The organism is Microbulbifer salipaludis (assembly GCF_017303155.1).
Lineage (GTDB): Bacteria > Pseudomonadota > Gammaproteobacteria > Pseudomonadales > Cellvibrionaceae > Microbulbifer > Microbulbifer salipaludis.
In genome coordinates, this window is record NZ_JAEKJR010000002.1 from 2,139,475 (window position 1) to 2,165,077 (window position 25,603).

Annotated in this window: 21 protein-coding genes and 1 riboswitch; of the genes, 10 read left to right on the plus strand and 11 right to left on the minus strand. The window is 58.7% G+C overall.

The annotated features are described in order from the left end of the window. Nucleotides 1-135: 135 nt before the first annotated feature. Complete coding sequence (locus JF535_RS14695; protein ID WP_207003369.1) at nucleotides 136-2,154, plus strand: di-heme-cytochrome C peroxidase; 2,019 nt, start codon at nucleotides 136-138, stop codon at nucleotides 2,152-2,154. Beyond that, nucleotides 2,151-3,497: a catalase family protein gene (locus JF535_RS14700; protein WP_340674188.1), complete on the plus strand. Its 1,347-nt coding sequence runs from the start codon at nucleotides 2,151-2,153 to the stop codon at nucleotides 3,495-3,497. The genes JF535_RS14695 and JF535_RS14700 overlap by 4 nt, the downstream gene beginning before the upstream one ends. Here JF535_RS14700 and sodC read toward each other — a convergent pair. From sodC to JF535_RS14715, 3 genes are all read right to left on the minus strand, one after another. Then, nucleotides 3,491-4,030, minus strand: a complete 540-nt coding sequence (sodC, locus tag JF535_RS14705; protein ID WP_207003370.1) for a superoxide dismutase family protein — start codon at nucleotides 4,028-4,030, stop codon at nucleotides 3,491-3,493. The genes JF535_RS14700 and sodC overlap by 7 nt on opposite strands. A 150-nt stretch (nucleotides 4,031-4,180) precedes the next feature. Continuing rightward, complete coding sequence (hda, locus tag JF535_RS14710) at nucleotides 4,181-4,915, minus strand: DnaA regulatory inactivator Hda (RefSeq protein ID WP_207003372.1); 735 nt, start codon at nucleotides 4,913-4,915, stop codon at nucleotides 4,181-4,183. 6 nt (nucleotides 4,916-4,921) lie between these two features. Beyond that, complete coding sequence (locus JF535_RS14715; RefSeq protein WP_242523855.1) at nucleotides 4,922-6,019, minus strand: DUF2066 domain-containing protein; 1,098 nt, start codon at nucleotides 6,017-6,019, stop codon at nucleotides 4,922-4,924. Between the two features lie 259 nt (nucleotides 6,020-6,278). Here JF535_RS14715 and purM point away from each other — a divergent pair, with 259 nt between their 5' ends. The 8 genes from purM to JF535_RS14755 all read left to right on the plus strand — a co-directional run bounded on the left by purM (nucleotide 6,279) and on the right by JF535_RS14755 (nucleotide 16,074). Next, a complete protein-coding gene (gene purM / locus JF535_RS14720) occupies nucleotides 6,279-7,343 on the plus strand; it encodes a phosphoribosylformylglycinamidine cyclo-ligase (RefSeq protein ID WP_207003374.1) in 1,065 nt (354 codons plus the stop codon). A gap of 7 nt (nucleotides 7,344-7,350) precedes the next feature. Continuing rightward, nucleotides 7,351-8,025: a phosphoribosylglycinamide formyltransferase gene (gene purN, locus JF535_RS14725; RefSeq protein ID WP_207003375.1), complete on the plus strand. Its 675-nt coding sequence runs from the start codon at nucleotides 7,351-7,353 to the stop codon at nucleotides 8,023-8,025. A 60-nt stretch (nucleotides 8,026-8,085) separates the two neighbouring features. Then, the gene (locus JF535_RS14730; protein WP_242523856.1) at nucleotides 8,086-8,850 is read left to right on the plus strand and encodes a DUF3108 domain-containing protein; all 765 of its coding nucleotides are present in this window, start codon (nucleotides 8,086-8,088) and stop codon (nucleotides 8,848-8,850) included. Between the two features lie 228 nt (nucleotides 8,851-9,078). Beyond that, on the plus strand, nucleotides 9,079-10,542 hold the full coding sequence (locus tag JF535_RS14735) for an OmpP1/FadL family transporter (RefSeq protein WP_207003377.1): 1,464 nt from the start codon (nucleotides 9,079-9,081) through the stop codon (nucleotides 10,540-10,542). 708 nt (nucleotides 10,543-11,250) lie between these two features. Then, entirely contained in the window at nucleotides 11,251-12,633 is a 1,383-nt protein-coding gene (locus tag JF535_RS14740) for a CmpA/NrtA family ABC transporter substrate-binding protein (protein WP_422880013.1), read from the plus strand. Nucleotides 12,634-12,744: 111 nt separating this feature from the next. Beyond that, nucleotides 12,745-13,749 (plus strand): ABC transporter permease, encoded by a 1,005-nt coding sequence (locus tag JF535_RS14745; protein WP_207003382.1) that lies wholly within the window; start codon nucleotides 12,745-12,747, stop codon nucleotides 13,747-13,749. 62 nt (nucleotides 13,750-13,811) lie between these two features. Beyond that, nucleotides 13,812-14,699 carry an ABC transporter ATP-binding protein gene (locus JF535_RS14750; protein ID WP_242523857.1) on the plus strand — a complete coding sequence of 296 codons (888 nt, stop codon included), beginning with the start codon at nucleotides 13,812-13,814 and terminating at the stop codon, nucleotides 14,697-14,699. Between the two features lie 130 nt (nucleotides 14,700-14,829). Further along, the gene (locus JF535_RS14755) at nucleotides 14,830-16,074 is read left to right on the plus strand and encodes an alginate export family protein (protein ID WP_207003384.1); all 1,245 of its coding nucleotides are present in this window, start codon (nucleotides 14,830-14,832) and stop codon (nucleotides 16,072-16,074) included. Nucleotides 16,075-16,200: 126 nt separating this feature from the next. Here JF535_RS14755 and JF535_RS14760 read toward each other — a convergent pair whose 3' ends face one another. The 8 genes from JF535_RS14760 to JF535_RS14795 form a co-directional block, all read right to left on the minus strand. Next, nucleotides 16,201-16,971: a HesA/MoeB/ThiF family protein gene (locus JF535_RS14760; protein ID WP_207003386.1), complete on the minus strand. Its 771-nt coding sequence runs from the start codon at nucleotides 16,969-16,971 to the stop codon at nucleotides 16,201-16,203. Nucleotides 16,972-16,984: 13 nt separating this feature from the next. Further along, on the minus strand, nucleotides 16,985-18,538 hold the full coding sequence (gene thiE, locus JF535_RS14765; RefSeq protein WP_207003387.1) for a thiamine phosphate synthase: 1,554 nt from the start codon (nucleotides 18,536-18,538) through the stop codon (nucleotides 16,985-16,987). Beyond that, a complete protein-coding gene (locus JF535_RS14770) occupies nucleotides 18,535-19,353 on the minus strand; it encodes a thiazole synthase (RefSeq protein WP_207003388.1) in 819 nt (272 codons plus the stop codon). Before JF535_RS14770 ends, thiE begins: the two co-directional genes overlap by 4 nt. Before the next feature lie 13 nt (nucleotides 19,354-19,366). Next, complete coding sequence (gene thiS / locus JF535_RS14775) at nucleotides 19,367-19,567, minus strand: sulfur carrier protein ThiS (RefSeq protein WP_207003389.1); 201 nt, start codon at nucleotides 19,565-19,567, stop codon at nucleotides 19,367-19,369. Next, entirely contained in the window at nucleotides 19,567-20,646 is a 1,080-nt protein-coding gene (thiO, locus tag JF535_RS14780) for a glycine oxidase ThiO (RefSeq protein WP_207003390.1), read from the minus strand. The genes thiS and thiO overlap by 1 nt, the downstream gene beginning before the upstream one ends. Nucleotides 20,647-20,833: 187 nt before the next feature. Further along, nucleotides 20,834-22,774, minus strand: coding sequence for a phosphomethylpyrimidine synthase ThiC (thiC, locus tag JF535_RS14785; protein WP_242523859.1), 1,941 nt, complete (start codon nucleotides 22,772-22,774; stop codon nucleotides 20,834-20,836). A gap of 113 nt (nucleotides 22,775-22,887) precedes the next feature. Continuing rightward, nucleotides 22,888-22,986, minus strand: a riboswitch (TPP riboswitch). A 327-nt stretch (nucleotides 22,987-23,313) separates the two neighbouring features. Next, nucleotides 23,314-24,681 (minus strand): sulfoacetaldehyde dehydrogenase SafD, encoded by a 1,368-nt coding sequence (gene safD, locus JF535_RS14790; protein ID WP_207003391.1) that lies wholly within the window; start codon nucleotides 24,679-24,681, stop codon nucleotides 23,314-23,316. 21 nt (nucleotides 24,682-24,702) lie between these two features. Next, on the minus strand, nucleotides 24,703-25,452 hold the full coding sequence (locus JF535_RS14795; protein WP_207003393.1) for a sulfite exporter TauE/SafE family protein: 750 nt from the start codon (nucleotides 25,450-25,452) through the stop codon (nucleotides 24,703-24,705). Nucleotides 25,453-25,603 lie beyond the last annotated feature (151 nt).

A 25,603-nucleotide genomic window follows, 5' to 3' on the forward strand; every position in this document is an offset into this window, starting at 1 on the left:
TCCTTCCAAGAGCGCACAAGCCGGGGCAGCAATGCCCCGGCTTTTTCTTTTCCCCATTCCCCATTTACAATGCGTCTTCGGCCGTGTTGTACATATCGGCAAGAACAATAATCAATTTTCCGGAACTGGACGCAAATGGATTTTCGCACTGGCAAGCTGGCGCTGTGGCTGGCTTTTTCAAGTGGCCTGGCTCTCACTGGCTGCACCCTCGCCCAAAAATTCCTCGAACCCAACCTCGTTAAGGAACACGTCCGCGAGGTGCGCTACCTGGACCAGGGGTGGTCGGAGGAAGATCGCCAGCTGTTTTACAACACACCCCAGGGCACCGAATTACAGGGCTTGCACTATGAATGGCTGAAGGCCCTGGAACTGCCATTTTCCCGGGAAAAACTGGCCAGCCCGGAGAACCTGCGCGGCTGGGGATTTATTGTCGAGTCCGGGGATGACTCGGCACAGAATACCGGCGTGCACCCGGTTGGCATGGGCCGCCATGTAAATCCCACGGACGACTCCGTGCGTCTTGACCTGGGCTGTGCGCTCTGCCATACCGGCGAGCTGCACTACAACGGTATCGCCCTGCGGGTAGACGGCGGCCAGGCGATTCACGGCATGTCCACGGGCGCGCCCGGGGAGTTCACGCACTCCATTGGCGCAACCGCGCTGGAGATGCGCTTTAATCCGCTGAAGTGGAACCGGTTTGCGGATGCCATCGCCGGTGAGGACCCGGCCAAGCGGGACCAGTTAAAGCAGGAATTCGCGGCATTCCGGGAGCGCTTCTTTACCTTCGCGGCGGGCCCCGGAAATCCCAAAAACTTCCCCACCACCGAGGGCCGGGGGCGTACCGACGCCGTTGGGCGAATCGGCAATGTGGTGTTTGGCTACAACCTCGGCATCGAAGAGAATTACAAGACAGCCGATGCACCGGTGAGCTACCCGTTTCTGTGGGATATCTGGCGCTTCGACTGGGTGCAGTACACCGGGTTTACCAATCAGGCCATGGCCCGCAACGTGGGAGAGAGCCTGGGCGTGATGGCTCCGGTAAAGCTGGTCGACGAGGCTGGTGCACTGCTGCCGGAGGAAGAATTCGGCCAGTCCACCATCAATGTGCAGGGTATGCAGTGTATTGAAACCACCTTGCGCAAGCTGCGTCCACCAAAATGGCCAGAGGAAGTACTGGGCAATATCGATATCGCAAAGGCGCGCCGCGGCAAGGACCTGTTCGCCGATCAATGCGCCCACTGCCACGGCCCTCACCCGTCCAAACCCTATGCTTGGCAACTGGCCGCCGGCCCCGGGGATAACCCGGGCAACCAGCGCAGCGTCAACTGGCAGTGGGATATGTCCGGGCAGATTTCCTACGACGCCACCAATCGCCCGGTGCGCGAAGACTGGCGGGAATCCCTGTGGGCCATTCCGTGGATTGATGTGCAGGTCATCGGCACCGACCCCACAGCCGCCGAGAACTACGTCAACCACACCTATGACCCGGGCCCACTGGTGGCCAAGAACCCGCACGACCCGGACGATGCGCGCAATCGACAGGTCAACGCCGGCGACGGACTGCAATTATTACTGAACAAGCTGGTGCCCGTGCTGTACGAAAACAGCGGCGTGTCCAGTGACAACAATGGCGTTGCCGATTATGACGGCCTGAATGTGCCATTCCGTATCGCCAACAAGACCGCCTACAAAGCACGACCCTTACACGGGGTCTGGGCCACACCGCCCTTCCTGCACAATGGCTCTGTACCCACCATCCACGACCTGCTCTCACCGCTGGAAGCGCGCCCGGAGCGCTTCGCGGTTGGTCACCGCGAATACAATCCGCAAAAGCTGGGCTATGTCACCGACAATCGCCCGGGAACCTTCACCTTCGATACCACACAAACCGGCAACAGCAATGCCGGGCACCTGTTCACCGATGCCGATGTGGCCGGGCGGATTGGACGACGGCTGCGCGAAGGCGAGCGTATGGCGCTGCTCGAATATCTGAAGGTCATGGGGAACCCGGACTTCAGCGCAGCGCTGGGCGGTGACCCACAGAACTGGGCGCAATACCCCGCGCCGCCAGCGAGTGCCATCGGCGAGCAAGCCTGTAATGCATTTCGCCACGCAACCGCCTCCGTATCTACAACAGAGGAGGCCGCTTTGTGAATCAGCACCCAAGAGGATTCCTGCTCACCGCCTGCATGTTAGCGACGGCCCTGCACCCGTCTGCGGGCACCGCAGAAACCGGTGTCGCCGAATCGGTGGAAGCGAGCATCGCGCAACTGGACATGCAGATCTCCGCGGCCGAGCAGGCGGCGATTGTCTCCGCCATCACGTCCGCCCGTGAAATTTCCCGCATCGCCCACCAGCACAACAGTCCCGCCCACGGCAATCTCTACCGTCGGGATGCCCATGCCAAGGCCACGGGCTGTGTACGTGCGGAATTTGAGGTGAACGGTGATATCCCCGCACAGTTTCAGCAGAGTGTATTTGCCAGCCCCGGGCACACCTACCAGGCATGGGTACGTTTTTCCAACGGGGACATGCTGGTACAGCCAGATGGCAAAGGGGATGCGCGGGGGATGGCGGTGAAGGTGATGGGTGCCGAGGGCCCTGCAATTGCCCCGGAGCTGGGCAGCGGTGATGAGACCGGCGAGGCAAACCAGGACTTCATCATGACCAATATGCCGGCCTTTTTTAATCGCAATATTTTTGACTACGCCGAGAACATGCAACATCTGGCCAGGCTGGACCGGAAAGGCTGGTTTTTCAGCCTGTGGCCACCGCGGCTGCACCTGAAAGAAACGATCCGGGCCTATCAGACGGTATCGTCAAAAATCGACACACCGCTCGCGGAGCAGTACTTCTCCATGCTGCCCTATCAGCTGGGGGACACAACGGTTAAATTTTCCAGCCGGCCCTGCCCCGGTGCCCACTACCGGCCCACCGTCGACACCACTGCGGACGACTTCTTAACCCGGCAAATGGCCGACACCCTACAATCGGGCTCTGCCTGCTTCGAATTTATGGTGCAGCCTCGGCCAGACAACGCCTCTGCCGACGAGATGCCACTGGATGACGCCACGGTAATCTGGGAGGAAGAAAAAGCGCCCTTCATACCCATCGCGCGACTTCATATTCCGCCGCAGACGTTTACCGGGGAGGCGCAGCAGCAATTCTGCGAAAACCTGTCAATGAATCCCTGGCGCGGCGTCGGCGCCTGGAAGCCCCTGGGCAGCCTCAACCGCGCGCGTCGACTGGTCTATCACGCGGTGTCTGAATTCCGTCACGCACGCAACCGGGCGCCGCAGGTGGAGCCCGCAAACTGGTGTGTGCCCGGAGACAACACGCCCTGCACCCCTCAGCAGGGCCTGAATATTCGCAAACCCGTCTGGCCGCTACCGCGCTGCTTTGATGGCCTGTTCCAGCCACTGGATGGCACCGCCGCTAGCAGCCAGTGTACCCGGGGCTACGGGGCCGAACTCGCAGAGGGCGAGCCCGCCTATTGAATCACGCCGCAGGCGATACGCGAGCCACCCCCACCCAGAGGCTTGGGGTGATCCGAAAAGTTATCGCCACCGGCATGGATCATTAACGCGCGCCCCTTGAGGTCGGCGACTTTCACGCGGGGCGCCAATACCGGCGACGTGGCCCGGCCATCGCTGTCCACATACAGAGACGGCAGGTCGCCCAAATGGCCATCCCCCCAGGGCAACCCGTGTTTGCCGGTTTCTTTCGGGTCGTAATGACCACCTGCCGACAGCGCCGGCACCATCTTGCCGTCTTTTTCCCCGGGCTCACAGCTGCCGTTCTGGTGCAAATGGAACCCGTGCAGCCCCTGGGGCAGCCCTTTCAGGTTGGGGGTAAACACCAGTCCGTAGGGGGTTTCGGAGATGGTCACCGTGCCCAGCATGGTACCCACCCCCTTGCTGTCGACTTTCAACACACTGACCACGGTTTCCGCGCTGGCTGACATTGCCAGACCCGCGATCACCGCGGCGAAACCGCAGCCTACTACCATTTTTCGGGCAATCCGGAACATGCATTCCTCCACTATTTACCAACGTTATCGAAAGCGTTATCCGCAACACCGGCACCAAAGCCGGCGGGAAAATACACATTAATGACTACAGTGTAGAAGCAAATGAAGAAAAGGCCGGGCAATTGCCGCGGCCTTTTTCCGGAGGCAGGTTCAGATATTCAGAACCTGTTTAACGAAGGGAATTGTAATTTTGCGCTGGGCCTGAAGAGACGCCCGGTCCAGCTGCTCCAGGCAGGCGAAAAGCGCGCGGGTGTCCCGCGGTGCCCGATGCAGTATGTACTGGGCCACATCTTCCGGTAAGTCGAAGCCCCGCAGGCGGCTGCGCTGGCGCAGCGCGGCCAGTTTGTCGGTATCACTCAACGGATGTAACTGGAAGGTAAGCCCCCACTGCAGACGCGAGTGCAGGTCGGCAAGATCCAGCGCGAGGCCGCGCGGAGACTTGCGCGCCCCCAGAATCAGCTGGCGACCGCCGTCGCGCAGCCGGTTGTAAAGATGAAACAGGGCGGTCTGCCAGTTTGCCCGCCCTTCAATCAGCTGCAGGTCGTCAATACACACCAGATCGAGAAACTCCAGCCCATCGACGATCACTTCCGGCTCGGTCTCGATCAGCTCCGCCAGCGGCAGGTACTGAAAGCTGCGCCCGGCCCCCTCAGCGACCTGGCAAACCGCTTGCAGCAGGTGCGTCACCCCGCTGCCCGGTTCCCCCCACAGGTACACGGCCTGCTCGGGACTTTCGCCACTGGCGAAACCTCGCAGCAGGCCCACCACCTGGCGGTTACCATCGTCGGGCGACTGGAAAAAATTGGCAAAGGTGGCGTCATCGCGCAGGGACACCCCCAGCGAGAGCTGCTGCGGGACACCACCAGGTTGACTGCTATCGGCCACGGGGTATTACTGCCAGCTGTAGCGCAGGGGATTCTGGGCACTGCCCAGCGGCGCACGATAGCCGGTCAAATCCACCAGCCCATCGTCTTTTGCCAGCTGCAAGTTGCGGTTCAGGGCAAGCACGTCCCGCAGGGATTCCAGCTGGGTGCTCGTGGTCAGCGCCAGTGTCAGCCGATCGCCATTGACCGCCAGCACATCCGCACTGCTGACCTGGGCCAACCCCTGCAAATAACGGGTGGCCGCGGAGTAGTCGGCAAAGCTGCGCACACCGGAAATCTCCACCAGTACGGCACTGGTCACCCCGGTGTCGTCGGTGCGCACCGCATAGCGCTCGGCCAGGCGGTTCGCCGCCTCATTCACACCGCGCAGGGCCACTTCTTCCAGCGAGGTACCGCTGGCATCGAAGGCATAGCTGCGGCCCCCGTGAACCAGCAACCAGTTGGCCTGCCAGCGCTGCCCGGAACTCTGCAACAGGCGCCCCATCAGGGTCGCATCCGGGCGATAGCGCACGCCGGCGCGCTCTGCCGCGCCCTCGTCCTGCGCCCACAGGGCGCCGAGGGGCATATTGCGCTGGTCATTGAGATCCATTACCGGGAAGTCCAGCGGCAAACCGCGCTCCATGGCCAGCCCTTCGAGCAGACCGAACAGTTCCGGGTAGTCTTCCTGGCGCAGGGTATCGCGGCCGCCCTGCAGGGTATCCACCGCCATCCACACCAGGGTACCCGGGCGGTTATTCGGCCACAGGGGCAATTGCAGCTGGTGCACCAGATCATTCACCGCCTGGGGGTCAAACGTCAGATGCACATAGAGCTGGTTATCGACGGTGTCATAGCGGTAGCCCTGTACGTATTTCTGGGCCTGCTCCAGTACCGGTGTCAGCTTGGGGTCACTGCCCACCGCCTGGTTGCCGGTCACCCGCACAAACACGCGCTCCAGGCCCCGGCTGGTGGCCGCAGCGCGGTCCGTGGTCCCGCGGCTGGGTACCGCTTCGTTCACTTCGTACAGACCCGGCATTACCCGCGCCGACGCAGGCAGTACCGCCAGCAGTGCCGCCAGCAACAGCGCGAAACAGAGTAGCCCCCGGGGGTTCATGGTCAATGGCATTGGCTCGGTGTCCCCTTTACCTCTTTTATAGGCGTATCAGATGCACGCCCCAGAACCGGTTTACGCCGGTGGCATGGCCTTCGCACAATCGGGCAAGGCCTGCTGGGTGGTGCGCTTACACGCCGAAGACAGGCCCCGGCGGTCAATTACCGGCTATTGTATCAGTGTCGGCTGTTTCTCCCAGCCTTCAGTTCGCACATTCAGGTAAATTTCTACTAGAATACGCGCCCTTCCAAACAGGCCCTTTACAGGTTGAACCATGAGCGACTCCAAGCCGAACTCCTCCAGCCCCTCTCTCAGCTACAAAGACGCCGGTGTCGATATCGACGCAGGCAACGCGTTGGTCGAGCGTATCAAGCATGTGGCCAAGCGTACCGCGCGCCCAGAGGTGATGGGCGGCCTGGGCGGTTTTGGCGCTCTGTGCGAGCTGCCTACCGGTTATAAAGAACCGGTTCTGGTGTCCGGTACCGACGGTGTGGGCACCAAGCTGCGCCTCGCCATGGACCTGGGCATCCACGACACCATCGGTATCGATCTGGTGGCCATGTGCGTAAATGACCTGGTTGTCGCCGGTGCCGAGCCGCTGTTCTTCCTGGATTACTACGCCACCGGCAAGCTGAACGTGGATATTGCGGCAGACGTGGTGGCCGGTATCGGCCGCGGTTGCGAACTGGCGGGTGCCGCGCTGGTGGGTGGCGAGACCGCCGAAATGCCCGGTATGTACGAGGGTGACGACTACGACCTGGCCGGCTTCTGTGTCGGTGTGGTGGAAAAATCCGAGATCATCGACGGCTCCAAAGTGCAAGCCGGTGACAAACTGATTGCGCTGGGCTCCTCTGGCCCCCACTCCAATGGCTACTCCCTGATTCGCAAGGTGCTCGAAATCAGCGGTGCAGACCTGCAGAAAGACCTTGAGGGCAAAACCCTGGCCGAGTCCCTGATGGCGCCCACCCGCATCTACGTCAAGAACCTGCTGGCGCTGATGAAGGAGGTCCAGGTCAACGCCCTGAGCCATATCACCGGCGGTGGCTTGCTGGAGAACCTGCCCCGCGTACTCCCCGAGAGTGCCCGCGCAGTGATCGACACCAAGAGCTGGGCTCTGCCGCCCGTATTCCGCTGGCTGCAGGAAGCCGGCAATATCGAAGGCCGCGAGATGTACCGCACCTTCAACTGTGGTGTTGGCATGGTGATCTGTGTACCCGCCGCCGATGCCGACAAAGCGGTCGCCAAGTTACAAGAACTGGGCGAAGACGCCTTCATCCTCGGCAGCATCGAAGCGGCCACGGACGCCGACGGCGAAGCGGTCGAGCTGGCGGGACTGTAATCCAACGATGTCTACCCAATCCTCACCCGCGCCCACTGCGGCGCGGTGCCGCGTCGTGGTACTGATTTCCGGTAGCGGCACCAATCTCCAGGCATTCCTTGACGACGCCGCCAGCGAGGCGTGCGACTACACGGTAGAGGCCGTCATCAGCAACAAAGCGGATGCCTACGGCCTCACCCGTGCACACAATGCCGGCGTTGCCACCGAGGTGCTGAGCCACCGGGATTTCTCCGATCGCGAGCACTTCGACCAGGCGATGGCCAAACTGATCGACGGCTATCAACCGGACCTGGTGATTCTTGCCGGCTTCATGCGCATCCTCACCCCCGACTTCGTGCGCCACTACAGCGGTCGCCTGTTGAACATTCATCCATCCCTGTTGCCCAAGTACCAGGGCCTGCACACGCACCAGCGTGCGCTGGACGCCGGAGACCACGAACACGGTGCCACCGTGCACTTTGTTACCGAAGAACTGGATGGCGGCCCGCCCATATTGCAGGCCGCTGTTCCCATTGAAGCCGGTGATACCGCGGAAACCCTTGCACAGCGTGTTCAGGTGCAGGAACATAAAATCTATCCGCTGGTTGCCCGCTGGTTTGCCCAGGGGCGGCTGAACATGGACGGCGATCGCGCGCTGCTGGATGGCGAGCTACTGCCCCGCGGCGGCAAGCGCCTCGACTGACAGGCCGACTACACTTTCGGCCTGAATCTACAATCAGAATTTCAGGCCGGAGGTGGACCCTTGATTCACAACGCACTGCGAAAGAAAGCGATTGGCAACACCCTGTTACTGTCGCTTCTCACCCTATTTGCCATTGCCCCCCTCAGCCAGGCTGAAACAGGCGACGAAACCGCGCCCAAGGTACTCCTCCCCTTCTCCGCCACCTATGAGGCCAAGTTCAGTGGCTTTGCCGTGACCGCCGAACGCAAACTCACAGGCTCACCCGCCAGCTGGCGGCTGGATTTTTCGGCCCACTCGATGTTTGCAAAAATTGAAGAGTACTCCCGCTTCGCGCAACAGGGGCTGCAGCTCATACCGCAACATTACGACTACCAGAAATCCGGCCTGGGCAAGGACCGCCACACCGCGTTGAGTTTCGAAGACAACGCAAGCCGTGTCGTCAATGTTTACGACAAGTCACGCAGTATCGAAAAAGCGCCGGCGAATTTGCAGGACAAGATCAGCTATCAATTACAACTGGCGGTGGATGTCGCCAATGGGAAAACGCCGCTGAAATACCAGGTGGCCGACGGTCGTAAAATTCGCCAGTACGAATTCCGCGTCGCCGGCACAGAAAATATCAAAACGCCAATGGGTATGATCGAAACCGTCAAGGTTGAACGGGTGCGCGAGGCTGGCGCAGAACGTGTCACCAATATCTGGTTTGCCCCCAAATGGAATTACGCGTTAGTAAAACTTTGGCAGCAAGAAGATAATGGCAAAAGCTACCAAATCACCCTGACAAAATTATCCATTAATGGCAAAGAAGTCCGCGCTGAAAATTAATTGGAAAAAATTTCTCACATCTTCCAAAAAATTTACGACAACCCGTAGATTTTTCCGCTACAGGCCACTATAAAGTCGCCGCATTCTCCACGTGCGTAAAAATCGCACTGCTAGAATCAAGCTACTGGGAATTTGTTTGCTTGAAGCAAAAACTTTCTGGAAAAGCTTCTTCGCCAGTAAAGGGTCATTTTCCCGCTGGCATAATTTTCAGCAATTGAGTGGGACCTCATGACTATCAAATCTTTGCGTAAGGCCGCGCTGGCCACGGCTATCTGCGCCGTCACCGGCGGCACTTTCTCAAGCGGCGCCCTGGCAGCGGGCTTCGCGCTTCAAGAATCCAGCACCTCGGGCCTAGGTCGTGCGTTCGCCGCGGAAAACGCCATCGGCGACAACGCAGCTATTCTTGCGCGCAACCCAGCAGGCTCTGCGCTGTTTAACGAAATGGCGTTTTCGGTCGGCGTTACCTACGTCAATCCGGAAATCGATGCCGCCGGCACAACGGACTACTATTCTCTCACCTCCGCCGGCCCGAACCTGGAAGCCTCGGTATTTGACAGGGCCGACGACTACGCCAGTAGCGCCTTTGTACCCAATGCCTATTTTGCCATGCCGCTGGACGACTGCTGGTCGTTCGGTCTGGCGATGAACACTGACTACGGCCTGGAAACCGATTTCGATTCCGATTGGCCGGTCACCCATATTGCGGACCAGACCGAACTGCTGTCCGTCAACATCGCGCCGTCGGTGGCTTTCGACTGGAACAACCAGTTCAGTGTGGGCGTTTCCGTCAATTTCCTGTACGCGGATGCCACGCTGAAAAGCAAAGTACCCAATAACTTTGTGCTCGATCCGCTCGCGGAGCAAATCCTGGGTGGCCCGGCGTCCAATGCGAAACTGCTCGATGCAGAGGGTGACGACTGGGATGTGGGCTGGAGCATCGGAGCACTCTGGCGCAGCGTCGATGGCCGTACCCATATCGGCGTTTCTTACCAGTCCGAGCTGGACCCGGAAATTGAAGCAGATGTAGATTCAGACCTGCTGCGCTCCGCGACCACCGGCCTGCCGTTCAACAACGAGCGCGCCAACCTTACCCTGGACCTGCCCGATATGTTCGAGCTGGGTATCTACCACCGCTTCCACGATGAGTGGGGCGTCGCGTTCGGTGCAATGTGGACCGACTGGGACGACTTCGAACGCCTCGAAGCCTTTTTCCCCAATCAGCGCGTAAACGGCAACCCGGTGCCGGACTACAACCCGCTGAAGATCAAGGAAGAGAACTTCAAGACCGGCTGGCGCTATAGCCTGGGTGTCGAATACTACCCCTGCGATGAAGTGACCTGGCGCTTCGGCTATGCCTACGACAATGGCGCTGCACGCGATGGCTTTAACAACGACGCCCTTGCTGAGTCACAGGCGGTAGGTTTCCTTCCCGACGGACTCCCGGTTACCTGGCGTACCCTGTCCATTCCAGACGCCGACCGCCAGTGGGTGACCTTTGGCGGCACTTACAAGGTGAACAATCAGCTGAGTATCGACGGTGGCCTCGCATACCTGTGGGGTGACGATGAGCCTATTCAGGAATTCCAGGCCCTGCCTCTGGTGCCGGGTGTTGGACTTGGCACCTACTTCGATGGTGGCACCACCAACCTCGAAGCCTGGCTAATCGGCGCCTCCCTGAACTACAGCTTCTGATACGAAGCGGCAAAACCTGTCCTCGTGCCGGGCCTCAAGGCCCGGCATTTTTTTGCCTGCCAATCATCGCGATTGCCAGCGCCAATCAATACCAAGCCCAGCCGCTCGAGCGTCAGGTCTTGTGTTATCCCAAAGGCCCTCTGCGCCTGCAGTGCACCAAATTCATTCCACCGCACGGCCTTTGCACCCATTTAGGTCCGGATTAATTCAGGGTTTGACGACCAAAGAGGCATCCGTGAGCGCCGAAACTCCATTGGGTTCCTGCTAGCGGCAATACATCAGTCCCTTGCAGCTTGGCAAAAAGATTTCAAAGCAAGACAAGGGCTTACGCCCTCCGGCAGTAAAAGAAGCGCCCGCGTCGCCGGTTAAACGCCATAGGGCACAAAGCGACAACGCCTGTAACCCCAAAGACTTGGCACAAAATCTGCTAAACAAATACCAGAGTAGTTCGATAAGGCGCGGTGGTAGCGTACTGATAAGCCGCCCCGCCGAAATCACCACGGCTCAACAGACCACATGATTTCCGTTGACCAACCGGGCCATTTGTCGCCCGAGTAACAAGCAGACTGGCATCCAACCGCGATGCCCTTGAGTAGAGACGCTCACCGATCCTGCCCTTCCGGGCAGGCACCGGTGAGCGTTTTTTTTTGCCAGATTTTCGAGTGAATAAAACGAAAGAACTTAGAAATGACCAGGAGCACGATCACCATGCAATGGACAAAGCCCTTCACGAAACTCGCCGCCTCGCTGGCACTGGCCGTAGGATTTTCCTCGGTCGTCGTGCCCGCCAGTGCCGAGGAACTCGGTTACCCGGAAAAAGAAGAGCTGACCTTCGGCTTTATCAAACTCACCGATATGGCGCCCATTGCCATCGCCTATGAAAAAGGGTTTTTCGAGGAGGAAGGCCTGTACGTCACTATCGAGGCACAGGCGAACTGGAAAGTGCTGCTGGACGGTGTCATCGATGGCCGTCTCGACGGTGCACATATGCTGGCAGGCCAGCCGATTGCCGCCACCATGGGTTTCGGCACCAAGGCGGACATCATCACGCCCTTTTCCATGGATCTTAACGGCAACGGTATCACCGTCTCCAACGCGATCTGGGAAGAAATGAAGCCGAACATTCCCAAGATGGACGACGGTCGCCCGGTGCACCCGATCAAGGCCGATGCGCTCAAACCCGTGGTGGAAAAATACAAGGCGGATGGCAAGCCCTTCAATATGGGCATGGTATTCCCGGTATCCACCCATAACTATGAACTCCGTTACTGGCTGGCTGCCGGTGGTATTCACCCCGGTTACTACGCGCCACACAAAGGCGACACCTCTGGCCAGATTGACGCCGATGCACTGCTCTCAGTAACCCCGCCGCCACAAATGCCAGCCACTCTGGAGGCAGGCACCATCTACGGCTACTGTGTCGGCGAACCCTGGAACCAGCAGGCCGTATTCAAAGGCATTGGTGTGCCCGTCGTCACCGACTATGAGATCTGGAAAGACAATCCAGAGAAGGTCTTCGGTATTACCAAGGAATTTGCCGAAAAATACCCCAACACCACCGTACGGATTACCCGCGCCCTGATTCGCGCCGCCATGTGGCTGGATGAAAACAACAATGCGAATCGCCCGGAAGCCGTAAAGATCCTGTCACAGTCCAACTACGTGGGTGCGGATTACGATGTGATCGCCAACAGCATGACCGGCACCTTTGAATACGAAAAAGGTGACAAGCGCGAAGTGCCCGACTTCAATGTGTTCTTCCGCTACCACGCCACCTACCCCTACTACTCTGATGCCATCTGGTACCTCACCCAGATGCGTCGCTGGGGCCAGATCTCTGAAGACAAACCGGACGAGTGGTACAAGGAGCTGGCAGCCAAGGTTTACCGCCCCGACATCTACCAGGCCGCCGCCAAATCCCTGATCGAAGAGAAGCTGGCCACCGCCGGGCAATTCCCAGACTTCACCAGTGAAGATGGCTACCGCAACCCGCAGACCCACTTTATCGACGGCATCGTCTACAACGGCCAGAAACCCAATGAATATATCGAAAAATTCGCCATTGGCTTGAAGTCCGGACAAAAGCTTTAACCCGGCAAGAGCAAAGCGCTGACCGCCGCGAACGGTCAGCGCTCGCCCTGAGAATAAAGAAACGAAAAAAGCGCACACCAGATACCCAACTCGTGTGCAGAGGTAACAGCAATGAACACCACCACTGTAAATGCCGAAAAACTAACTGGCTTCAAACTGCCGCAGCTGCGTCAGGTTTTTAGCGGGATTATTGTCAGCGGCGTCATCCGGCTGGTCGCCCTGCCACTCGCCGGCATCCTCGCCTTCCTGCTGCTGTGGTCGGTCACTGCGCAGAATATTGATACTTCCCTGGGCAAGTTCCCAGGCCCCGCTGCGGTGATGGAGCAATTCAATGCACTGTACGATGAGCACCAGCGCTCACGAAAAAAAGAGCAGGCGTTTTACGAGCGCCAGGAAAAACGCAACGCAGAACGCGTCGCCAAGGATCCGAATTATACGCCGAAGATTCGCGCCTATACCGGCAAGGAAACCTTTCTTGACCAGATCATAACCAGCCTGGTGACGGTGATGAGCGGGTTCTTGCTGGCCGTTGCCATCGCCGTCCCGCTGGGTATTGCCATCGGCCTGAGTAAAACGCTGAACAGTGCCATCAACCCGATTATCCAGATCTTCAAGCCGGTATCGCCGCTGGCGTGGCTGCCCCTGGTCACCATGGTGGTGTCCGCGCTGTATACCTCGCCGGACCCTGTTGTGGCCAAGTCATTCCTGAACTCGCTGATCACCGTCACCTTGTGTTGTATCTGGCCCATGGTGATCAACACCGCGGTGGGCGTAGCCGGCATCGACAATGACCTGGTGAATGTCAGTAAGGTACTGCGCCTGCCCGCACTGCGCCATGTTCAGAAAATTGTATTGCCCGCATCCGTACCAATGATTTTTACCGGTATGCGCCTGTCACTGGGCGTGGCCTGGATGGTACTGATCGCCGCAGAAATGCTCGCGCAAAATCCCGGTCTCGGAAAATTTGTCTGGGACGAATTCCAGAATGGCAGTTCCGACTCTCTCGCGCGCATCATGACGGCAGTTCTGGTGATCGGGTTTATCGGATTCCTGCTGGATCGCGGCATGTTGACCCTGCAGAAACTGGTTTCCTGGGACAAATCGGCCAGTCAGTGAGCCACGCACAGCAAGCCACGCAGAAAAGATACGAAACGAATAATGTAACGGAGAATGAACCGATGAGCGTACTTCTCGACATCAGTCACATCGACATGGAATTCCCCACCCCCAAGGGCCCTTTTACCGCTCTTCGGGATGTCGACCTGAAAATCGCCCAGGGAGAATTTGTCTCCCTGATTGGCCACTCCGGCTGCGGTAAGTCCACCGTGCTGAACGTGGTGGCCGGACTCTATCAGGCGACCCGCGGCGGCGTGATTCTGAGCGGCAAGGAAGTGACTGAACCAGGCCCGGAGCGCGCCGTGGTTTTTCAAAATCATTCCCTGCTGCCGTGGCTCACCGCGTACGAAAATGTCGAGCTGGCAGTTAAGCAGGTATTCGGTCGCAGCAAATCCAAAGCGGAGAGACGCCAGTGGATCGAGCACAACCTGGAACTGGTGCATATGGGCCACGCCATGCACAAGCGCCCCGGGGAAATAAGCGGTGGTATGAAACAGCGCGTCGGCATCGCACGCGCACTCGCCATGCAGCCCAAAGTCCTGCTGATGGATGAACCCTTCGGCGCGCTGGATGCGCTGACCCGGGCGCATATGCAGGACTCCCTGATGGAGATTCAAGCCGAACTGAACAATACCGTCATCATGATTACCCACGACGTGGACGAAGCGGTGTTGCTCTCAGACCGTATCGTCATGATGACCAATGGCCCCGCCGCTACGATCGGAGAAATTCTTAGCGTCGATCTCGAGCGCCCACGGCACCGACTGGCACTGGCGGACGACCCACTCTACAACCAGTATCGCGCCAAGGTATTGAAGTTCCTGCATGAGCGTCACAGCAAACCCGATGTGCCGGCGAGAAAAACCAGAATCGAGCCCAGCAAAGGGGCAGATTCTGCAACCACAGGTAGAAAAACGGCCTTGCCAGAAACGGTCGATAACGCAGCCTGAATTACCCCGGAATCACCAACCGAATACCCCCATCGACAACGGAGCAACGCTGTCGACAGGGCGCCCTGCCGCCGAAATCCGGCACGAGGGGCAAGAGGAATTTCTCGATTCTCCAAAAAAGGAAAGCAACATGAAAAACCAGAACCTTCTGAATGCCACTATCCAATCCGCTCTCCAGCGCCGCGCATGGTGCCTCGCCGTCGGCGCGCTGAGTGCTGCGGTGGCAACCACACCGGCGCTTGCACAGGAAATGACAGAAGCCGAAGCACCGGCAGTGACCAGTTTCGGCGAAGCGCTGGCCCAGGGCGAAGCAACGCTCGGCTTCCGTGCACGCACCGAGCTGGTGGACGTCGACGGCAATGATGTGGACCTGACCAGCCTGAAGACCCGACTCACGTATTCTTCCGCCGCCTATCAGGGGTTCAGCACCGTGATTGAGATGGATGACGTCACCCACCTGACCGATTTCGAAGGGGGTATCGGCGATCCCGAGGGAACCGAAGTTAATCAGGCCTATCTCGCGTACACCACCGGCGCAACCACGTTCAAGTACGGTCGTCAGCGCATTTTGCTGGACAATCAGCGCTTTGTGGGCGGTGTCGGCTTCCGTCAGAACGAACAGACCTACGACGGCTTCAGTGCAAGCAATACCAGTTTCGCCGATACCACCCTGTTCCTCGCCCACATTCACAACGTCAATCGCATCTTTGGCGAAGACAGCCCCATTGGTGACCACACCAATGACACTTACCTGCTCAACGCGAAGTACGCGGGCCTACCTGCTGGCACCCTGAGCGGTTACGCCTACCTGATCGACAATGAAGACGCCGCAGCATTCTCCACCAACACCTACGGCGTGCGCTTCGCAGGCAGTCAGAATGCGCTGGGCTACGCACTGGAATACGCCACCCAGTCCGCAGCAGCGAATAACCCCGCAGATTACGACGCAGATTATGTGCTGGCGGAAGGTACATACAAGCTGGGTGTGGTAACGCTCGCCGCAGGCTACGAGCTGCTGGGGGCGGATGGGGCAGAAGCACAGTTCATCACCCCTCTGGCCACCCTGCACAAATTCCAGGGATGGAGCGATAAGTTCCTCGGTGGTGGTACCGGTAATATTGCCGGCGGAATCGAAGATGTTTACCTGACGCTCGGCACCAGTCTGGGCAGCGTCAAGTTTGCGCTCAACTACCACCAGCTCAGCTCGGATGACAGCGACGTTTCTGGAATGGACAAGCTTGGCAGTGAAGCCGGCTTTCTGGTGGCGGGCAAGCTCGCCGGTGTCAATCTCAGCATGAAATACAGCAATTACACCGCGGATGATTTCAGCGTAGACACCAACAAACTCTGGCTCACCGCGGCCGCGCAGTTCTGATTCCATCTGCGCGATACTCAGAAAAAGACCAGTCCGTGCATTGTATTAACCCCGGCCGCAAGGCCGGGAATGATCCCATCGGCTGTTATGTGCAGCCCTGCAATAGTGAAACCAGCATGCTGAAGGTTACTCCGTAGCGCACACCGGGCAATCGCCATTGACCGGCAACGCCAGCGCGCGCCACTCCAGGCGCTCGGCTTCAAACAGCTGCAATCGATTCAGACTGGAAAGTGGCAGGCCCACCAAAAGTTTGATCGCCTCCAGAGCCTGGGCACTGCCCATCATGCCAAGCGCTGGCCCAATCACGCCCACGGTGGAACAGTTCTCCACTTCCGGCAGGTCGTTGTCCCGTTGCTGAGGAGGAAACAGACATGCGTAGCAGGGGCCGCCCGCTTCACGAAAATCAAAGCTTACCAGCTGTCCGGAAAAGCCCCGCACCGACGCCATCACCACCGGCACCCGCAGCGCCCGGCAAACGCGGTTAATCACGTAACGGATTTCCAGGTTATCGGTGCAGTCCAGCACCAGGTCGATGCCCAGCGCAGGTAACTGCGCCTGCAGCCACGCCGCGTCCGCCATTCGGCTGTGGGCGTGAATCCGGATCTCAGGGTTGGCTGCGGTTAATTGCTGGGCGGCAACCTGGGCCTTATCTTTATCACGGTGGTTGGTTTTGTAGAGCACCTGACGCTGCAAATTGGAAAGCTCCACCCGGTCGCCGTCCACCAGATGCAGCTCGCCAATGCCTGCCGCTGCGAGGTACAACGCGGCGGGGCTTCCCAAACCGCCGAGCCCCACAATCATGACTTTTGCTCCGGCAAGTTTTTGCTGGCCGGCTTCTCCGACCTGGGGCAGCATAATCTGGCGGCTGTAGCGCTGCAGCTGTTTACGGCTCAACATGACGGCACTCCGGTCAGGGGGACTCCAGTACAGCCTGCAATTGTGCCACAGCTTCCCGGTAATCCGGTGCTTCGGTGATCGCCGTGACCACGGCGATGCTCCCCACCCCGCATGCGGCAACCACCGATGCACGCTCGCAATTGATGCCACCAATGGCCACAAGTGGATAATCCGGCAACAGCGCGGCCATGCGCGCGAGCTTCTGTGGCCCCTGTAACTGACCGCTCATATCCTTGGTGCTGGTGGCATAGATGGCACCAATAGCGAGGTAGCTGGGGCGAAACTGGTAGGCGTACAACAATTCAAAAAAGCCGTGGGTGCTGATACCCAGTTTCAGCCCGGCGGCCTGGATTGCCTTCAGGTCTGCGCTCTGCAGATCCTCCTGGCCGAGATGCACACCGTAGGCGCCACACTCAATTGCCAGTTGCCAGTAGTCGTTGATAAACAGGCGCACGTCATAGCGGCGGCCAATGGCCACCGCGCGCTCAATCTGTTCCCGCAGGTCAGTGCGCGGATACTTGATACGCAGCTGCAGGGTGCGCACGCCCTCCTCCGCCAGCTTCTCGACCCAGTCCACGCTATCCACCACCGGGTAAAGGCCGAGCCGGCTGGAATCCGGCTGCGCAAATTCCGCAGCAAAATTGGCCGCCCCCGATTCGCTGAAGGTACCAAACGGTTTTGCCCGCTCGCTGCCGGCAAGCAACACTTCGGGGAAGTCTTTTAACGCATCCGGCCAGCCGCAGTGCCCTACCGGGCCCGGGCCCGCGCCAATATGATCGCTACTGGCGAGGCGCAACCCGCGCCGCACATAGGCATTGGCCACCACACAGGCATCCTTGAGCGGATAGCCCAGGGCCAGCAATGCCGCAATCGCAGAGGACAAAGTACAGCCGGTGCCATGGGCATTGCGGGTATCAACTCTTTTACCGATCAACCAGTCATGGCTCGCGCACTCACCGTGACCTGTACATAACAGGTCGGAGGTTGTACCCGGCTCAATCTCGAGATGCCCCCCGGTAACCAGCAGTGCCGTCTCATGGTTGCCCCGCACGCTGCGCGCCGCCTTGAGTACGGTTTCGGCACTGTCAACGTGAGTCCGCGCCAGCCACGCCAGCTCAACGCTGTTGGGCGTAATCAAATCACACAGGGGCAACAAGTCTGTCAGCACCGCAGCGCCGGTACTGTCTTCGGTCAGCTGTGCGCCGCTGGTGGCCACGGCGACCGGATCGTAGACCACGGGAATACGATTGCCAGCGGCTTTCAGCGTGCGCAGAAAGTTTGCTACCAGCCGCACCTGTGCGGCGTTTGCCAGCAGGCCGATCTTGATCGCCGCCGGTTTGAGATCGTCGAGCAACGCGTCCAGTTGCGATTGCAGTACCTCATCGGAAACCGCATTAATGGCCGGCACCCCGAGGGTATTCTGTGCGGTGTTGGCGGTGATGACACTGCAACCATGCACACCCAGGTCATGCATGGTGAGCAGGTCTGCCTGAATACCGGCACCACCACCGGAATCACTGCCGGCGATAGTCCACACAATCAGCCGTTGCTGTTCTATTGCGCTCATGCTTTTTCGCCTTGCTTGCCGGCGCTCACGGTCTGCTGCCAGAACGGCATATCCAGGGTGGGCGTGCTGGGGCTGGCGGTCTGGCGTTTGCGCATCAGGCCGGCATTCCGCGCGGCGCGCCCCGACTCCACCGCCAGTTTGAAGGACTCCGCCATCAGCACCGGGTTCTGGGCCCTGGCAATCGCCGTATTGAGCAACACGGCATCGAAACCCATCTCCATGGCTTCACAGGCCTGGGACGGTGCACCGATACCGGCGTCGATAATCAGCGGCGTATCCGGCAGACGCTCGCGCAGGGTCTGCAGGTTGTACTTGTTCATCAGTCCACGGCCGGTGCCGATGGGCGAGCCCCAGGGCATCAGTACTTCGCACCCCACGTCCAGCAGTTTGCGGCATACCACCAGATCATCGGTGCAGTAAGGCAAAACCTTGAAGCCGCGCTCGACCAATTCCCGCGCGGATTCCACCAGACCGTAGGGGTCGGGCTGCAAGTTGTAGTCGTCACCGATCACTTCCAGCTTGAGCCAGTCGGTGCGAAAAATTTCCCGGCTCATTTCCGCCAGTGCGATGACCTCTTTCGGGGTTTTGCAACCTGCGGTATTGGGCAGCAGCTGGCAACCGGACTCCTGAATATAATCCCAGATCATTTTCCCCTGCTGCTGTGCGGGACTCTGGCGACGCAGGGACAGGGTGATGATTTCCGCACCGGAGGCCGCGACGGACGCACGCATGATCGCCGGTGAGGGATAGAGTGCGGTGCCGACCAGCAGGCGACTGTCGAATTCTTTGCCGTAGAGTTTCAATTTATCGTTCATGTGCTCTCTCCGCTCAGCCTCCAACCATCGGTGCGACGATATCCAGGCGGTCACCGGCACTCAGCAAAGTCTGCGGGTAATTCCCGCGCGGGACGAAATCACCGTTTAGCGCCACGGCGAAGGTTTCGCCGCGGCAGCCGAGCTGTTGCAGCAATTCCGACAGTGATTTTTCACTCTCAATATGGGTTTCTTCGCCGTTGACCAGTAATCGCATCAGGTCACCTGTTGTGTCGTTTGGGTTGATCGGGAAACTTCGATTTCAGCCTGGGCCACTAACGCCGATGCCAGTAGATAGCCGTGGCGAAACAGGCCGTTAATGCGCATCAGTCCGGGTTGGCTTTCCACCACAGGAAGGTTGTCCATGGTGGCGGGACGGCAGTTGACGCGGGTTTCAATGACGCGCGCTTCGGCGAAAGCGGGATGGATTGAGTACAGTGCACTGGAGAGTTCCATGGTGGAGCGGAGCGAGATCGGGCTCATATCTTCGCTTTCAATTTCAGTGGCGCCAATGACGGTCTGGTTGTTGGCTCTGGGTACGGCGTAAAGTTGGTACCGGGGGTGCAACAGGCGCACGGGGCGGTTGAGTTGCACTTCGGGGGTTTCTACCACCATGACTTCGCCGCGGACACCGCGCAGTCCACTGATCTGTTTCTTGGCGCCGAGGCCGCGGGTGTCGATAACGAGATCAAACGACTCTGTGCCACGCACGCTGTGTACTGTTCCGGGGGCGCACTCTGCCGGGGTGTTTTCGTGCAGCCGTATATGGTTTTGCCTGAGTGCTTGCAACAGTGCGGGGAGAAGCTTGCGGTTGTCGATGTCGGCTTCGCTGGCGAGGAACAGGCCGCGATCAAAATGTTCGAGTTCGGGTTCCAGGTTTCGCAGGGAGTTATTGTCCAGCCATTGCAGTTGCTCGCGGTTTTCTGAGCCTAGCTTTGCGTCGAGTTCCTGTTGGAATTGCAGGAGTTCGCTGCGGTCCTGCGGGTGGGCGATGAGGATGCTGCCTTTCTGGCGATAATCGACTTTGCTGCCGGTCGTTTGTTCCAGCTGGCTTACCCAGTCGGGCCAGTATTGCAGGCTTTGCATGCCCAGTTGGTAGATGGGGAGTGGGCAGTGGAACAGTTCGGACAGCGGGGAGATCATGCCGGCGGCGGTATGGCAGGCGCCCGCCGGTTTTTCCAGGCTACCGGATTCGAACAGGGATACTTGCTGGCCTTTTTCAGACATACGCCAGGCTAGAAGGCGGCCCATCAGGCCGGCTCCCGCTAGTGCGATATTTAGTTTCCGCTCTGCCACTTTAAGGTTCCGGGGTACGTATTTGGGAGGACCTGGGCGGCAGTGCTACGGGTAATTGTTTGCCAGACACACCGTGAACCCATCCATGGGGGCTCTTCCGCGAGGTCCCTCTCGCGGAAGGTCTGGCAAACAATTACCCGTATCACTACCTGCTCGTCAAACTATGCAGTTTTTATTTACTTCGAGGTTAACCCTTGTGATAAATCTCTGCGCCTAGTTCTTTGAACTTGATGGACATTTCTTCCATTCCTTTACTCGCCTCGGTTCCCGGTTTTGCTGCCTCTAGCTTTTTGGAATAGTCGCGGACGTCTTGGGTAATTTTCATTGAGCAGAATTTCGGGCCGCACATGGAGCAGAAGTGGGCGATCTTGCCGGATTCTTTGGGCAGGGTTTCGTCGTGATATATGCGCGCGCGTTCGGGGTCGAGACCGAGATTGAACTGGTCTTCCCAGCGGAATTCAAAGCGGGCCTTGGAGAGGGCGTTGTCCCGCATCTGCGCCCTTGGATGCCCTTTGGCGACGTCGGCGGCGTGGGCGGCGATTTTGTAGGCCATGAGGCCTTCTTTTACGTCTTCTTTGTTGGGCAGGCCGAGGTGTTCTTTGGGTGTGACGTAGCAGAGCATGGCACAACCCATGCTGCCGATCATGGCGGCGCCGATGCCGGAGGTGATGTGGTCGTAGCCGGGGGCGATGTCGGTGGTCAGGGGGCCGAGGGTATAGAAGGGGGCGCCGTGGCAGTGTTCCAGTTGCTCGTCCATGTTCTCCCGGATTTTGTGCATGGGCACATGGCCGGGGCCTTCGATCATGGTCTGTACGTCGTGTTTCCAGGCGATTTCGGTGAGTTCACCGAGGGTGCGCAGTTCGCCGAACTGGGCTTCGTCGTTGGCATCGGCGATACAGCCGGGGCGCAGGCCGTCGCCCAATGAGAAGCTGACGTCGTAGGCTTTTAGGATTTCACAAATATCCTCGAAGTGGGTGTAGAGGAAGTTTTCCTTGTGGTGTGCGAGGCACCACTTGGCCATGATGGAGCCACCGCGGGAGACGATGCCGGTAACGCGCTTGGCGGTAAGCGGTACGTAGCGCAGGAGTACGCCGGCGTGGATAGTAAAGTAATCAACGCCCTGCTCTGCCTGCTCGATCAGGGTATCGCGGAAGACATCCCAGTTGAGGTCTTCGGCAACGCCGTCAACTTTTTCCAGGGCCTGGTAAATGGGCACGGTGCCAATGGGGACGGGGCTGTTGCGCAGAATCCACTCGCGGGTTTCGTGGATGTTCTGGCCAGTGGAAAGGTCCATGACGGTGTCGCCGCCCCATTTGATGGACCACACCAGTTTCTCTACTTCTTCTTCGATGGAAGATGTGACCGCGGAGTTGCCGATGTTGGCGTTCACTTTGCACAGGAAGTTGCGGCCGATGATCATCGGCTCCAGTTCGGTGTGGTTGATGTTCGCGGGAATGATGGCGCGGCCTTCGGCCACTTCCCGGCGGACGAATTCCGGGGTAATTTGCGGTGGAATATAAATGCCGGTACGGGCGTTTTTATAATCTGCTTCGCTCAGTTGTGCGGCAAGATTGCCACGCCCCATGTTTTCGCGGATGGCGATAAATTCCATCTCCGGGGTGATGATGCCCTGACGGGCGTAGTGCATCTGCGTAACATTTTTTCCGGGCTTGGCTTTGCGGGGCGCGGGCAGGTTGTCAAAGCGGATATGGTCGAGGCCCTGATCGGCCATGCGTTTCTGGCTGTAAGCGGCCTGACGGGTGTCGAGAACGTCGGTATCGCCACGGGCTTCGATCCATTGCTGGCGCAGTTTGGGCAGACCGTTGCGAATATCGGGTGTGTACTCCGGGTCAGAGTAAGGCCCTGCGGTGTCATATACCGGCAGGGGTGCGTTCGGTTCGAACACGGGATTTTGTTCATCGCCGCCAACGAGGCTCTGGCCGAGGCAGATTTCACGCACACCGACTTTTACGCCGGAATGTTCGCCTTGCAGATAGACTTTACGGGAGTTGGGGAATTGCTGAGCGGTTAGATTATCGAGGAATTCTTTGGCGCTTTTCTTCTGTGCAGCGCGGCTTTTTTTATCGGCGTTGCTCTCGATATTCTTCGGTTCGGCGATTTGAGACATGCTGACCCCTTACGTCGTTGCGGACGTTCCTTGGATGGTATCCGTGAGTGGATTGCCGGGGTACAGGTGGGGAGAGCGGGTTTCGGACGCAAAAAATAAACGTACGAAAAATAGCGATTTCAGATCTTGTTCCCTACGCGGGGGTTACCCCGATCAGGTTCAACGGATCTCGCAACAGCGATCTCAGCCCGAAGGCACTCCGACAAGTTGGGGCGGAGTATAGTAGCAATGTGACCGGCGGGACAAGTCTCTGGGATATTTTGGCGTTAGCCTGGTTCTGTGGTAGCGAAGACTTCGTAGGTCTTACGGTGGCGGCCAGGCACCGGGTGAACGGTTTCAGGACCGCTGTGAACCCCCGCTAAGCGGGACCGGCCACCAATCATAGATTGGTGTCGTTCGGCTGCGCGCGAAGCGGTGCTTCGCAAACGCTTGCCTCACCCCTAAACGCTGCGTCGGCGACGTCCATGTCGCCGACGCTCCTGAAAGCTACTACCCAGCGCCCGGCCTTTGCTTCAAGCCAATTACTTCGTGGAAATTGACTAGATCACGAGCGTTTTCTGGTAGCTCATTTCACGAATGGCGTAGCGCACCCCTTCCCTTCCGACACCGCTTTCTTTTACGCCGCCGAACGGGAAATGTTCCGCACGAAAGCCGGGGCCGTCGTTGACGGCGAGCAGGCCTACATCCAACTGATTGTAGAGGCGTTTGGCGAGGGCAAGGTTCTGGGTGAATACGCCCGCCTGCAGGCCAAAGGGCGAGTTGTTGATCAGGGGAATCAGCTCTGCTTCGTCGTCAAATTTGCGCAGAGGCACCACCGGGCCAAAGGTTTCTTCCGCGACCAGTTCCGCGTCGTCGGCGACGTTATCTAGAATGGTGGGCCAGAGAATGTTGCCTTCACGTTTGTGACCGAACAGCACCTTCGCACCAGCGTTTACTGCAGCAGAGATACGCGCTTCCACTTCGTCGGCGGCGGCGGTGTGGATCAGTGGACCGATAAAGGTGTCCTCTTCCGCCGGGTTGCCGACTTTGAGTCTGGCGGTAGCGGCCACGAGTTTTTCGGCGAAGGCGTCGAATACGGCAGTGTGTACAAACAGGCGCTTGGCCGCGGTACAGCGCTGGCCGGCGGTGGCAAAGCGCTGGTTGATGGTGGCGTTCACGGCGGCGTCCAGGTCGGCGTCGGGCATGACGATGAGCGGGTCGTTACCGCCCAGCTCGAACAGCATTTTTTTGTAGCCGGCATCCGCGGCAATGGCATTGGCCGCGGCAGTGCCACCGGTAAAATTGATGGCCTGAATTTCCGGATGGGACACGGCGTAGCGGGTGGCGTCGATATCCGGAATCAGCATTTTCAGGACCGATCGATCCATGCCTGCGGCATAGCACAGCGCAACCAGCCGTTCTGCGGAGCGTTTGTTCTGGGGGCCCGGTTTGAACAGGATGGTATTACCGGCGGCAAATGCCGGGCCGATCTTGTGCAGCGCAATATTGATGGGAAAGTTAAACGGAGTAATGCACAGGACGGTACCCAGGGGCTTCCACAGTACGACGCCAATTTTCTCGCGCATGGGCGGGTAGGCGTCGGAATCCAGAGCTTCGCCGTTGATACTGCGTGCTTCCATGGCACTGGCCAGAGCCGTGTTGTAGGCGCGATCGATTTCCACGCGGCTGTCGTTGATGGTTTTGCTGGTTTCCTGCATAACCAGCTGCGCCAAATCTTCTTTGTTTTCCAGCAGTAACTGGGCCAGTTTCAGCAGAATATTGGAGCGCTCAAACGCTGGTGTTGCCTGTTGGGTTTTTCGGGCGGCTACCAGCGCTTCGATGGCTTCGGCCACCTGCTCCCGGGTATGGAACTCATACGCTTCGATCGGCTCACCGCTATATGGGTTGATAATCTGATAATCTGCCATGTTGGGTAATTACCTAAGTGCCTACGGTGCAAATAATTGATAGACAATGCGTATCCCAGCCACGAGAAGTGCTGCGCGCATCAGGTTGAAAAATACTTCGCTGCTGATCCGGTTCAGGAGGATGATGCCGATGCGGGTACCGATCACCGCGGCAACGGTGAGTAATACAATCAGCCCCAGATGATCTGAAAACGCAAATCCGAGGAAAATAAAGGCGGGGACTTTAAGGGCATGACACCACGCCTGCATGACGGATTTATTGGCAACGATTTCTTTGGGTGTCATGTCCTTGCGTACGAAAAATGCCGCAAGTAGTGGGTCTACCGCACCGGCCAGGATGCCCAGCGTCCCGGTGCCGATACCCACCCAGAAAAAATTGCGTGGCTGCAGGCGAATCTCCGGCAGCTTTTTCGGTTTGAATACCGTGTAGAACACCAGTATGGCCAGCAGCGCCATGGGTAGCTGCTGCCAGCTGAGACTCGCCAGCCCCAACGTCATCAACCCGGCGCCGATCGTGCAACCGAAAAAAAACGGGATGCACATATCCCAGCGGATATGGTCACGGACGTAAACGATGCGTGCCAGGTTGCTCATCAGCTGCACAGCGCCGTGAATGGGCACCAGTAGGCGCAGTGGAATGGCAACGTTCAACGCGGCGAACATCAGGATGCCACCGGCGCCACCGGTGACCGCAGAGATAAACGCACTGACCACACACACGGCCAGTAAAAGCCCCAGCGTAAGGCCGGATATGTCACCCAGTTCCGCCAAGGTAGACCTCTGCTTGTTATTCAGTTATCGGTGAAGCCGATCGCTCGGGGGTGAGCAGAATACCGTCGGGGATAGGCACAAACCCAGTAGTCACGGGCCCTGTGCTGGTCATTTGGGGACATCGGGCGTGCGCTGCGCCGATCCCGCCGGA